Source organism: Streptomyces sp. 8N616 (assembly GCF_052246385.1).
Lineage (GTDB): Bacteria > Actinomycetota > Actinomycetes > Streptomycetales > Streptomycetaceae > Streptomyces.
Map to the genome: position 1 here is coordinate 142,316 of NZ_JBQQBY010000015.1, position 12,819 is coordinate 155,134.

8 protein-coding genes and 1 tRNA gene are annotated in these 12,819 nt (G+C 67.5%); 3 read left to right on the forward strand and 6 right to left on the reverse strand.

Going from position 1 to position 12,819, the window contains the following annotated elements:
• Positions 1-188 precede the first annotated feature (188 nt).
• Positions 189-1,424, forward strand: a complete 1,236-nt coding sequence (locus ACTWQC_RS16140; protein WP_443316370.1) for an amidohydrolase family protein — start codon at positions 189-191, stop codon at positions 1,422-1,424.
• 98 nt (positions 1,425-1,522) lie between these two features.
• The gene (locus tag ACTWQC_RS16145) at positions 1,523-2,434 is read left to right on the forward strand and encodes an FkbM family methyltransferase (protein WP_443316371.1); all 912 of its coding nucleotides are present in this window, start codon (positions 1,523-1,525) and stop codon (positions 2,432-2,434) included.
• Positions 2,435-2,518: 84 nt separating this feature from the next.
• Here ACTWQC_RS16145 and ACTWQC_RS16150 read toward each other — a convergent pair whose 3' ends face one another.
• The 5 genes from ACTWQC_RS16150 to ACTWQC_RS16170 form a co-directional block, all read right to left on the reverse strand.
• Entirely contained in the window at positions 2,519-3,289 is a 771-nt protein-coding gene (locus ACTWQC_RS16150; protein WP_443316372.1) for a glycosyltransferase family 2 protein, read from the reverse strand.
• Positions 3,290-3,294: 5 nt separating this feature from the next.
• Positions 3,295-4,083 carry a GntR family transcriptional regulator gene (locus ACTWQC_RS16155; RefSeq protein ID WP_443316410.1) on the reverse strand — a complete coding sequence of 263 codons (789 nt, stop codon included), beginning with the start codon at positions 4,081-4,083 and terminating at the stop codon, positions 3,295-3,297.
• A gap of 583 nt (positions 4,084-4,666) precedes the next feature.
• A complete protein-coding gene (locus ACTWQC_RS16160; protein WP_443316373.1) occupies positions 4,667-8,689 on the reverse strand; it encodes an nSTAND1 domain-containing NTPase in 4,023 nt (1,340 codons plus the stop codon).
• A 585-nt stretch (positions 8,690-9,274) separates the two neighbouring features.
• Positions 9,275-9,348: transfer RNA gene (locus ACTWQC_RS16165), tRNA-Pro, on the reverse strand.
• 174 nt (positions 9,349-9,522) lie between these two features.
• Positions 9,523-10,455 (reverse strand): metallophosphoesterase, encoded by a 933-nt coding sequence (locus ACTWQC_RS16170; protein ID WP_443316374.1) that lies wholly within the window; start codon positions 10,453-10,455, stop codon positions 9,523-9,525.
• A gap of 274 nt (positions 10,456-10,729) precedes the next feature.
• On the opposite strand from ACTWQC_RS16170, the gene ACTWQC_RS16175 reads away from it, so the two are divergent.
• On the forward strand, positions 10,730-11,293 hold the full coding sequence (locus tag ACTWQC_RS16175) for a dihydrofolate reductase family protein (RefSeq protein WP_443316375.1): 564 nt from the start codon (positions 10,730-10,732) through the stop codon (positions 11,291-11,293).
• A 53-nt stretch (positions 11,294-11,346) separates the two neighbouring features.
• On the opposite strand, the gene ACTWQC_RS16180 is transcribed toward ACTWQC_RS16175, so the two are convergent.
• Positions 11,347-12,699: a tetratricopeptide repeat protein gene (locus ACTWQC_RS16180; RefSeq protein WP_443316376.1), complete on the reverse strand. Its 1,353-nt coding sequence runs from the start codon at positions 12,697-12,699 to the stop codon at positions 11,347-11,349.
• Positions 12,700-12,819 lie beyond the last annotated feature (120 nt).

Sequence of the window (12,819 nt, forward strand, 5' to 3'; positions counted from 1 at the left end):
CGGAAGATGAGCTGACGGTACGTCAGTTCAGCCCAGGTTGAGAGCTACGCGCAAGAGGCGCGCACCCCCTTCGCCATCAGGCGACCCCTTCGGTGCGCTTGTCGCCGGGCATCGCTCGCCATAGCATCGAGCTGACGGTTCGTCAGATAACTCAGGCCGCGGGATCGGCAGGCACCAGGGAGGGCCGCATGGCTGGCACGAGGAACGGCACCGATCTGCCCCGGGTCATCAGCGTGGATGACCACGTGATCGAGCCTGCGCACCTCTTCAAGACGTGGCTGCCAGGCAAGTACCAGGACAGGGGGCCGAAGCCCTTCACGGCCGGCATCGGCGAGTTGGAGTACATCGCCGGTAAGTACCGGTTCACGACCGATCCGGAGGGTCAGATCACCGACTGGTGGGAGTACGAGGGGGAGATCTTCCCGTACAAGCGGATCATTGCCGCCGTCGGATTCTCGCGGGACGAGATGACGCTTGACGGCATCACACGAGAGCAGATGCGGCGGGGCTGCTGGGATCCGAAATCCCGGCTCGAGGACATGGACCTGAACCATGTGGAGGCCTCGCTCTGCTTCCCGACCTTCCCGCGCTTCTGCGGGCAGACGTTCGCGGAGGCCAAGGACAAGGAGGTCGGGCTCGCGTGCGTCCGCGCGTACAACGACTGGATGGTGGAGGAGTGGTGCGGCGACAGCGGCGGCCGGCTGATCCCGCTGTGCCTGATCCCGCTGTGGGACGTTGAACTCGCGGTGGCTGAGATCAAGCGAAACGCCGCTCGTGGCGTGCGGGCGGTGACCTTCAGCGAGATCCCCACCTATCTGGGGCTGCCGTCGATCCACTCCGGCTACTGGGACCCCTTCTTCGCGGCGTGCGAGGAGACGGGGACCGTGGTGAACATGCACATCGGGTCGTCGTCGCAGATGCCCGCGGCCTCACCGGACGCGCCGCCGGCTGTGCAGGCGTCGTTGAGCTTCAACAACGCGATGGCGTCGATGATGGACTTCCTCTTCAGCGGGGTGCTGGTGAAGTTCCCGCGGCTGAAGCTGGCGTACAGCGAAGGGCAGATGGGCTGGATCCCGTACGCCCTGGAGCGCGCGGACGACGTGTGGGAGGAGCACCGGGCCTGGGGCGGGGTGCGCGATCTGATCCCCGAGCCCCCGTCCACGTACTACTACCGGCAGATCTTCTGCTGCTTCTTCCGCGACAAGCACGGCATCGACTCGATCGAGACCGTGGGCGTGAACAACGCGACCTTCGAGACCGACTACCCGCACGTCGACTCGACATGGCCGCACACGAAGCAGGTAGCGGCCGATCATGTGGCCGGCCTTCCCGAGGATGTCGCGTACAAGCTGCTGCGCGGGAACGCCATCCGAATGCTCGGCCTGCCGCTTGACCAGGACCTGACCGATTCGCCCATGGTCTGAGGCCGAACGCCGACCGTGGTGGAGCACGGGGGGGCGTCAGTGGCCCCGGTGTTACGGTTCGCATGGAACCTGCGGAGAGGCGGCGCATGAGGAGCCCCATGTCAGAGACCATGGTCACCCTCTGCCGCTGGTACGTACGCCATGCTCCCGGCTCGCTCGGCAAGGCATCGCTGGCCGCGCAGTACCTGAATCCCCGCCTGCGAGACCATCCCCGCCAGCGGGTCGCCGGCACCCGGTCCGGCACCAGGTTCGCCGTCGACACTCAGGACCTGATCCAGCGCTATCTCTACCTCTTCGGGGTGTGGGAGCCGCACCTGACCCGCTGGCTGGAGCGCCGACTGCGGCCCGGCGACGTGTTCGTGGACATCGGAGCCAACATCGGCTACTACAGCGTGCTGGCCTCGCGCCTTGTGGGCGCTGAGGGGCAGGTGGTGGCCGTTGAGGCATCACCGGCATTCCATGACAGGCTCCTCAGTAATGCCGGGATCAACGCCTGCGACAACGTCCGCGCGGTCAACACCGCCGTCTCCGACCGCGATGAGCTGCTGACGTTCATCCTTGTCAGCTCCCGCAATATGGGCGCCAACAGCATCGTGCCCTACGACGGGGCGGCCGAGTCCACCTTCGAAGCCGAAGCCCACCCCCTGCCCGAGGTCCTCACCGAGGACGAACTCACCCGGGCCCGTGTGATCAAAATCGACGTGGAGGGCGCGGAGGGCGCGGTTGTCCGAGGCCTTGCCCCGGCCCTTGACCGGCTCCGACCCGACGCCGAGCTGACGATAGAGGTCACTCCTCAGCGGATGGCCGACCTGGGAGACTCTGTCGACGAGCTCCTGGACGCGTTGAGCAAGCACGGTTTCCACACGTACCGCCTGGCCAACGACTACGCCGCGGCGAGCTACCCGACCGCCTTGCGCCGCGCACCACAGGTACCGGTGCGCTGGCGGGGGCCGGTCGTCGAGGAGAGCGATTTGATCTTCTCACGCATCGACGCTGAGACCCTCCCCTGACATGTACGGGGACGGACCGTTTCTACGATGCGGCCGTCACTGTCAATGGGGGTCGGCTGAGGGGTGCGGCAGGAGATTGCTCGATTACGGAGCCAGCTCATCCGTGAGGGGAAGGCTCCAGCCGAGCTCGGTCAGCGCCCGCGCCCTGGCTTCCACGACGGCCATGCGCGCCTCTCGTTCGTCCTTGTTGACGTGAGCGGCCTGGCTGGTGGCCTGGCCAGGCCACTTGCGGTAGAGGAGTCCGACCTCGCGGGTGAACCAACCACGGCTCACGGCGTTCAGCGCGAGCAAGAGACCGGTGTCCTCCGAGGCGGGCAGAGCCATCCACCCGCCGAGGGCGAGCAGCAGATCACGGCGTACGCAGAGAGTCGCCGGATGAACCTGCGCCCGGAAGTCGTGAGCTCGCCAGTGGTCGAGCACAGCCCCCCGCTCGATGGGCCCTTCGGGCGGATCCTGGTCGAACCCGACGGTGGAGCCGTCCGGCAGGGCATCCAGCACCCGCGAAGTCGTCCAGCCGAGGCTGGGATGGTTGGAGAAGACGGCCAGATCTCGCGCCAGGGCGCCCGGCGCCAGCATGTCATCGGAGTCCAGCACCTTGACGAACTCACCGTCGGCCCGCGCAAGTCCGATGGTCCGGGCGACCCCCGGGCCTCCTCGCCGACCTTGCTCGAAACTCACTCGCGGATCGTCCGGCACGCAGGGACTGACCTGGTCGGTTTCCCCGTCCTCCTGGATCACCCACTGCCAGTCCCAACCATCGGGAAGCTGCTGCTGGTTGAGGGACCGGTAGGCGTCGGGTAGGTGGTGGGCGGCCGGCGCGTGGACAGCAGTAATGACGACGATGCGCTGGCGCACGGCAGTCACCACCTTTCCAGTTGAGTGGTGAAGAGCATTTCCGTGCGGTCACCAGGCAGGGCGACGTCGGAGAGCTCCACAACGCGGTTGTCGATGTCGAATGACCTCTTCCGAAGAATCAGGACCGCTGTCCCGGGCGGTAGCTCCAGCTCCTCCGCCTCCTCCGCCGTGGGCGGGCGAGCGGTGACACGTTCTTCAATGCGGTCCAGCTCGATCCCCACCGTGTAGAGCTGATTCTGCGTACCTCCTGGCCACGGCTCCTTCCTGTCGTCCAAGAGGTCGGGATTCCCCGCGACCATGTCGCGAACGAGGTAGGACCGCACGAGGGTGAACGGGGCAGTCTCGGCGCGATACCGCGTCCGGTAGGTGCGCTCCAGGAAAGCTGTCCCTTCCGGGACGCCGAATGCGGCTGCGAGCTCCTCATCGGCCTTGATCTCGCGGTACGCCGCGTAGAAGACAAGGTCGTCTATTTCCAGGCCGGTGTCGTGCTCGGTTGCCCCGGTCCGCGATCGCTGGACGAACGACTCCCGTGCGCGGTCCTTCTCCCATTGGTGCCGGTCATTGGTGCGCTGCACGAGCTTGCGGGGCCGGCGTACGAAGTTTCCGCGGCCGTGTCTCTTCAAGATCAGCCCTTCGGCCTCCAGAAGGCCGAGGGCTTGCCGGATCGTCGGCAGGCTCTTCCCGTAGCGCCTCGCGAGATCCGACTCGGCGGGCAGCCGGTCGCCAGGCTTGAGCTGACCTGCGCGGATGGGTCTGCGGAGGTCGTCAGCGATCCGCTCGTACGCCTTTGCCACCGGCGCTCCCGTCCCGTCGTCCACGGCACTCAGCATACGAGTCCTCTAGAGCTCTTGATGAGTGGAGGACGGCTAGGTCATAGGCACTCATCCATGAAGCCTTCTTCAAACTCGCCTGCTGTCCGATCACTCACCGACAACTCAACTCATCGGGACAGCCGTTGCTCATGCGGGCCACCTGCCCCGCCGTATCGAAAGGCACTTCGCACGGAGATGCCAGGTAGTGGATGAGCCCACGGCAACCACCGGAGGGCGAGATCTTGCCACGTCAGGGTGTGTGATCAGGGTGTGTGACGAGCGCTTCCGCACACCCCTGTCCACGTGTGTTCATCTTCTCCGCAGGACATGGAAGCGCCCGATCGCTGGCGACGGGGGATGCACCAGCGATCGGGCTGCGACCAAGACTAACAAGGCTGTTTGTGCCGCAGGAGCCGACTGCGCAGCTGCAACGAGGAGTTGTGATCGGGATCACGCGACACGGTCCATCAGGGGTGGAAACAGAGAACCAAAAGCGCTGCAGAGCGGACCGTAGGCACCCCGCATGACGCTCGGGGAACATGCCGTTTGTTGCGCCTGGGCTCCGTTACTGACCGCACGGCGGTGCGTAGGAGAGGCGGGGTAGATACTCGTGCCAGTTTTCCGGCGTCAGAACGCCCCGAGTGGTCGAGCAAATGCGACGAACGGCCTCGCCGACGTCCAGGTTCCACAGCCGGACGGTATCGGAGCCGCTCGACACTCCGAGCATGTGGCTCTTGGGGCTGAACGACAGGAATTTGCCTGTCTTGGCGTTGGGGCTCATGGATTGACCGATGGGAGTGGCCTTGGAGGGGAGGGTGACGTTCCAGAGCCGGACCATGTTGTCGTTGCCGCCGCTCGCCAGGGTACGGCCGTCCTGGCTGAACGTCAGCGACACGATCGCGTCTGTGTGGCCAGTGAGGGGCGAGCCCAGCCGGGTTGCCCTGAGGGAGTCGGTGATGTTCCAGAGCCGGACCGTATTGTCGTCGCTGCCACTGGCCAATGTACGGCCGTCCGGACTGTAGGCGAGCGCGTTGATGGGTCCGAGGTGTCCCGTGAGAGGCGCGCCGCGTCGGGCGGCATGACGTGGGTCGGCCACATTCCACAGCCGGATGGTGCCGTCCGCGCTGCCGCTGGCGAGAGTTCGGCCATTCGGGCTGAAGACGAGGGAGTTGACGTAGCCCTTGTGGCCGGTGAGCGGCGCGCCAAGCGGACGAAGGCGGGATGGGTCGCTGACGTTCCACAACTGAAGGGTGCGGTCGTCATAGGCGGTTGCCAGCGTACGCCCGTCCGGGCTGAAGGCCAGCGCAGCCGCGAACCGTGTCCGCAGCGCGATGGTCGGCCCGTAGGCGACAGGCCGAGTCGGGTCGGTGACGTTCCACAGGCGCAGCGCGCGACTTCCGGCATCGACGTCCGACAGGAGCACCGCGAGTGTGTGGCCGTCGGGAGAGAAAGCCGGAAACGCACGCACCTCACCCTCACCAGGCGTGAACGGTTCGCCCAGCGCCACGGGCCGGTTGGGAGTCTCCACGTTCCACAATCGGATCCTTCTGTCGCGCGCGGCCGTGGCGAGCACCCGCCCGTCCTGGCGGAACGCTCCGATGCGGCCGATCATGTCGGACGTCGGTATCGACCACAGGCGGACCGTGTTGTCGCCACTCCCGGTGGCGAGGGTCCGGCCGTCGGGGCTGAAGCCCAGGGCGTACATCTCGCCTTTGCTCCCTGCGAGAGGCTCGCCGACCTGCGACGGGTATGCCGGATCACTGACGTTCCACAGGCTCGCCGTGCTGTCTGCGCTGCCGGCGGCGAGCATGGTTCCGTCGGGGCTGAAGGCCACGGACCATACGGGGCCGGTGTGGCCGGTGAGCGGCGCGCCGAGCGGTGTCGCGTGGCGTTGGTCGGCCACGTTCCAGAGCCGGATGGTGTCGTCCGCGCTGCCGCTGGCGAGAGTGCGGCCATCGGGGCTGAAGGCCACGGAGTGCACCGTGCCCGCGTGGCCGGTCAGCTCCGCGTCGATCGGTATCGGATGACGCGGATCGGCCAGGCCCCACAGCCTGATCGTGTCATCATCGCCACCGGCTGCCAGCGTCCGTCCGTCGGGGCTGAACGCCACGGAGCGCACAGCGGCGGTGTGCCCGGTCAAAGCACCGAGCGGCCGCGGCCGGCGGGGGTCGCCCACGTCCCACAGGCGAACGGTGCGATCTTCGCTGGCGGAGGCCAGAGTGTGTCCGTCCGGGCTGAAGGCAAGCAGGTAGATCGTGCCGTCATGGCCGGTCAAGGGCGCACCGAGCGGGCGCGGGTGTCTGGGATCCCGCACGTTCCACAGCCGAATCGTGCCGTCGTCCGAAGCGCTGGCGAGCGTACGGCCGTCCGGACTGAAGACCGCACTGCTCACCCAACTCTTGTGGCCGGTGAGGGGCTTGCCCAAGGGTTTGGGGCGAGTCGGGTCCGTCACGTCCCACAGTCGGATGGTCCGGTCGTAGCTGGCGGTGGCCAGGATCCGCCCGCTCGGGCTGAACGAGGTGAGGTAGACGGCGCCGGTGTGGCCGAGAAGCGGCGTGGCCAGCGGCGCGTTCACTATCGAGATCAACCGATTGCTCGCGCCATCGTCGTCTGGGCGCAAGCGGTGTGCCACCAGGTCGAGTTGAGCGGACAACGACGGATCCGTGTGCTGGACGCGATCGGCTTCGGCGAGCACCTGCTCGAACACGGCATCGTCCCGCTGCTGCCACGCGACCACGGCCGAACCGACAGCCAGCATCGCCAGGACGACCAGAGCCGACACCGCGCCGCGGCTGATCCAGACGGTGCGCTTGCGCAGCCTGACCGAAGCAGCCAGGAATTCCACCGCGCTCCGGGTCAGAAAGGTGTCACCGGCGCACTTTGCCCAGTTGTGGGCCTGTTCCAGACGGGAACCTCGGTAGAGCAGTGACGAGTCACGGTTCGAGCCCTCCCAGGCCCTGCCGTCCTCCTCCAGCCGCTGGCGCAGCAGGTTGCCGTTCCTGTCCTCGTCGATCCAGTCGCGCAGGCGTGGCCAGGCGTGGAGCAGCGCTTCATGGGTGATCTCCACGGTCTCCGCGTCGAGTGTCACCAATCGGGCGCGAACCAGTGCTTCGAGCGATTCCTCCGTCTTGTTGGGGTCCGTTGACTCCTTTGCCAGTTGGCGCCGCGTCCCCCGCCTACGGGTGGCCTGGGTGTCTTCGCCCAGCCGGACCAGCCTGAGGAGGAGCAGTCTGGCGGCCGTACGCGCTGCCGGGTCGAGGCCGGACCAGGCCCGCTCAGCGGTCGCCGCCACCGCTCCCTGGATTCCGCCCGCCGCGCGGTAGCCGGCCAGCGTCAGCCTTCGCGCCTTCCGTCGCTGCCAGGTGGCGAGCAGGGCGTGGGAGAGCAGCGGCAGCACCCCCGCGTCGTGTGCCCCGCGGGGGCCGTCAGCGCTCACTTCCCGGACGATCAGCTCCGCCAGCCCCGGTTCGAGTTCCAGGCCTACGGCCTTGGCCGGGCCGGTCACCGCTTCGCGCAGCTCCGTGGTGGTCAGCGGCCCGAGCACCATGTGCCGGTGTTGCAGCGCGTCAGCCAGTTCGGGATACCCGAGGCATTGCTCGTAGAAGTCGGCGCGTATGCCGAGGACTACGAGCACAGGGGCCGGGTCACTTGGGTCGGCGGGCGTGCACGCAGCGTGGAGGATCTGGATGAAAGTGCGTCTGTCCGCCTCGGTGGAGCAGAGGGTGAACGTCTCCTCGAACTGATCCACGATGACGACCGGACGGGCGGGGGAGGCGCGTTGCGCCCATGCCGTGACGGCCTCCCTCACCTCGTGCGCGAATTGCGGAGTACCGGGCTCCTTCGCCGCCGGTTCCTCCGCGGCAGAGACGACGTGTGCAAGATCGGGGATCCGGCGGGTCAGCTCCACGAGAGGATCGCCCCCCGGCACGAGTTGGACCACCTCCCTCGCCCGGCTGTCCTCCTCGCTCAGTGCGCAGTTCTGCAATGTGGGCACCAAGCCGGCGTTCAGCAGGGAGGATTTTCCCGCTCCTGAGGCGCCCACGAGCATGACCAGGCCACCCGCCTTCTCCGCTGCGCGGAGTTGAGCGATGAGGGCATCCGTGCTCCGCTCCCGGCCGAAGAACCACCGGGCGTCTTGCTGACGGTACGGAGCCAGCCCCCGGTATGGGCACACACCACCGGGGACGGTCAGGGCTTCGACCGGGGGTCGTTCCTTCTCTTCCGCGGATGACGTGGGGCGGTCGCCGACCGGGTCGGCCACCGCGCGCTCCCATAGGCGCTGCCACTGAGTCAGGTCGTACAGGCCCGTGGACACCGGCGCGGGCATCGAGCGCCGCGCTTCGGGGATCAGGATGTGCAGCACTGCTGCGAGGACGGCGAACTGGGCAGGCACGTTCTTGGCCCGTCGCCAGTCGCTGATCCGTTGAGCGGACACCCGAACGGGCCGCCCGCGTTCGTCGACCCGCCGAAGCCGGACGACTGCCTCGGCCACGCGCTGGAGGGGAGGGTTACCGGCTTCCTTGTACAGCAGCGCGAGACGTTCCGCGAAGGCCGTGCGTGCCCCTGAGTCGGAACTCAAGGTCTCCACCCCTTACTTCCCCCGCGTCTGGACATCCGGACCGGAAAACTCACTCTATCTGGCTGACCTGCGGCTACGTCATCGGCCCGGTACCGGAACACCCTCGGCGCGAGCTACAGCTGGCAGGATCATGGAGCGCGCATCAACCGCGCGTCGCCTCACTAGGCCACAAGCTCAGCGCACGGAGAGACAACCGATGGCACAGCACGTTCTCGGTCGGCTTCCGCCGGAGTTACGAGACGGTGGCGACGGTCTCGTCGCGTGAGCTTGAGAGATCCGTGGAGCCGGTCCCATTCGGACTGCTGTCGCGTCGACCACGGGTCCGGCCTTTCTTCGGTCCGCGCCGGTGCGGCGCGGACCGACGCGCCCCCACCGTTCGGCATCGGTCCCCACGAGGGGAGGGACCGGCGCCGAACGACGCGGCGTGTGGTGACCCTGATCGCGCCGCCTCTCATGCTCTTCTCATTCCTGCGCCACTCCGCGGGGAGTGAGATGTCCATGATCCGCTCTCCGCTCCCTCCCGAGGCGACCGAGAGAACGCATCAGGCCCGGCTTCCGTTTCCGGAAGCCGGGCCTGATCTGGTGTTTCTTCAGTCGGGGTGGCGGGATTTGAACCCACGACCTCTTCGTCCCGAACGAAGCGCGCTGCCAAGCTGCGCTACACCCCGAAGCAACGAGGACTACTGTAGCCGACCCGTCCCCGCACGCGAAATCGGTTATCGGAGGGCTCGCGCAGGCCGAAGCGGGGGCCTGAGCGGTGGCCGGAGTGGCGGCCGGAGCGGTGGATCCAGCCGCGGGCGACCCCGGCCGGGGCGGTCCGTCGGGGCAGCGGTCGGGCAGGGTCAGTCGCGTGCCGTCAGTGTCAGCAGCGTCGCCTCCGGGGGGCAGGCGAAGCGGACCGGGGTGTAGCGGTTTGTGCCACAGCCCGCCGAGACGTGGAGGTACGAGGTGTGGCCGCCCGCCGTGTGCGTCGACAGGCCCTTCACGCGCCGGGTGTCCAGGTCGCAGTTCGTGACCAGAGCCCCGTAGAAGGGGACGCAGAGCTGCCCGCCGTGCGTGTGGCCCGCGAGGATCAAGGGGTAGCCGTCGGCGGTGAAGGCGTCGAGGACCCGCAGGTACGGGGCGTGGACGAGAGCCAGGGAGAGGTCCGCGCCGTCCTCCGGCCCGCCCGCCACCCGCCCGTACCGGTCCCGTTTGATGTGCGGGTCGTCGAGTCCCGTGAGCGCGATCTCGGTGCCGTCGCTCAGCTTGAGGCGGCCCCGGGTGTTGCTGAGTCCGACCCAGCCCGCCGCGTCGAAGGCGTCCCGCATGCCCTCCCAGGGGTTGCGCTCGACGCCGATCGCGGGGTCGTTCTTGCCGTTGAGGCCGTGCTCGCCGCGGACCCTCTCCAGCAGGTAGCGGCCGGGGTTGCGGAGCTTGGGCGCGTAGTAGTCGTTCGAGCCGAAGACGTAGGCCCCCGGGAACTCGAGCAGCGGACCGAGCGCGTCCAGGACCTCCGGCACGGCGTTCTTGTCGGAGAGGTTGTCGCCCGTGTTCACGACGAAGTCGGGGCGCAGGCCCGCGAGGGACTGCAGCCAGCGCCGCTTCTTGCGCTGCCCGCCGACCATGTGGACGTCGGAGATCTGGAGTACGCGCAGCGGCCGCATGCCAGGGGGCAGCACCGGCACTGTGACCCGGCGGATCCGGAAGGAGCGGACCTCGAAGCCGGCCGCGTAACCGATCCCGGCCGCGCCGACTGCCGTGATTCCCAGCGGTACTGCGTATCGCGCGCGCATGGCATCCATCGTGGCAGAACCGGCCGCGGGGCCGTTAACCGCGGCCCTTCACCACGATCTTTTATTGCGCGGCGACCAGGGCGCGCAGGTGCGAAAATCAACGGCATGACCACTGTAAAGAATTCTTCAGATTCCATTACAGAAAGTGACTGAATGGTGATGCGGTGCGCTGGCCTCGGTGAGCTAGGCCTGCCCAGGGGATCCCGCGAGCCGCGATGAGTCCTGCGGCGTCCGGCGGTCGTACTGTCCAACCCGTTACCGAGGAGGACCTCTGATGCGCAGCGTGACCTATTCGATGAGCGTCTCACTTGACGGCTACATCGTCGGGCCGGACGGCGGCTTCGACTGGACGGCGCCCGACGAGGAGGTCTTTCGCTTCTGGATCGACGAGATTCGAGAGGTCGGCGTCCACCTGTTGGGGCGACGGCTGTACGAGACGATGCTGTACTGGGAGACCGTCGACCAGGATCCATCGCTCGACGACTCAATGCTCGAGTGGGCCGCGCTCTGGAAGCCGCTGCCAAAGGTGGTGTTCTCCACCACGCTGTCGGCGGTGCAGGGCCATGCCCGCCTGGCCTCCGGCGGCCTGGCGGAGGAGATCGAGCGGTTGCGAGCCGAGCCGGGGGAGGGCGACATCGCGATCGGCGGCGCGACTCTCGCCGCCGAGGCTGCCGCGTTGGGTCTGATCGACGAGTACCGGGCCATGGTCTACCCGGTGCTGGTTGGCGGTGGCATTCCGTTCTTTCCCCAGCGCGAGCGCCGGGTGGATCTCGAACTCGTCGAGACCCGCACCTTCAGCTCGAGAGTCGTCTACCTCCGCTACCGCGTGGCGCGCTAGCTGGTGCCAGTTGGACGAGGCTTACTGGGGTCTCGTTCTGAGACCTCCGCTGCTCAGAACGGAAGCTCTGGCGCGTCCGTGCCACGTGTGATGTTCAAGATCCGTTCGTGGAAGTCGCGCGTGGCGCTCTCGCGGGGGTAGCGGGAGCGGAGTTCCTTGTCCAGCTCATTGGCCACCAGGAGGAGGGAGGGCAGCGACCTCCGGTCGGCTTCGAGGGCCTTGGTGCCCATGCCTACGGCCTCCTCTATCTCCCCCTCCCGGGCGGCGGCGACTCCGAGGGTGAGGCGGGCTTCTGCCGCCCGCATGGGAGAGATCTCGGTGCCGTCAGGGCCGGTGCTGATCTGGATCACCGACCGGGCGTGGCTGGCGGCGCGCTCGTCGTCTCCGAGTAGACGGTAGGCGTCCATCTCGTAGAAGTCCCACTTGTCCGGGTCGATTATGAAGTGGTGCTCGGGATGATCCGGGCGGGGAAGGCGGTCCAGCCTCGCGCGTCCGGCGTCCAGGGAGTCGCGGACCAGGCGGGCGTCTCCCATCCGGGCAGCGGCGCGGGCCTTATGCGCGTAGAGCTGCACGCCGACGGAGTGCGTCTGGTCGGCGACGTGCCCCGCTTCCACCGCGTTGAGCATGTCCTGCCATCGGCTCTGGGTGAGGGCGAACCACGCCTCGATCTCCCACGCCCATGCCTTGATCTCGCCGTGCCCGGCCTCGTCACCGATTCGGAGCGCGGCGGCCTTGCTGAGGTTGGCGGCCTCGCGCTGGCCCCGGTCGTACTGGACGCACGCATTCAGCAGAAACAGCCATCCGGCGTCGACGAGAAGCTCCCGGTGCTGGCGCAGTGTCATCCGGCCCTCAAGCTGCTTGGTGACGTACTGCAAGCCGCTCCGGGTGCGCTGGTGCAGGTGGTCGGCGTTGGCGTAGGGGTAGGCGCGGGCCAACTGGTCAATGCCCTGTTCGATCGACTCCAGGGCCGCGCTATTGATGCTGGACATCTCCGTTCGCCGTAGCAGCTCGGCGATGTCCCACAGTCCCGTACCGCCCTGCGCGAGCAAGGTGCTCGGTTCGTCCGGCTGGGACGCGTTCGCCGACCGCTCCAGCTCCCATGGGCGCGGGGCGAGTCCAGCGAGGTGGCCGGGGATGCGCAGTCCGTCCACCACTTCAAGGATCTTGCGGTACTGGGTGATTCGAGGGCGAACACCCTTTCCTGCGGTTTCGTCCTTGGCCATCTTGCCGATGTGCTCGCGCTTATAGCCGATGGCCTCGGCGATCTTGGCGTAGCTGATCTTCCCGTGCAGCTTGGCGAGTCTGAAGACCTCACCGAAATCGTGATTGGCGATCGCTGACCGCACGTCGGCGCGTTCCAGCACATGCGGCGGCAGGGCTGCCGGTGTCGGAGCAGCTTCGGCCATCTCACTTCCCCGTCGTGATTGACCTCGTACGTCTCTTCGGTGTCCGTCTCGCGAGTGTACCCAGGAGGGGGGTCCCCAAGAGGGGGGAGCGACAGCCGGTGGAGGGTGTGCATCCTCGGT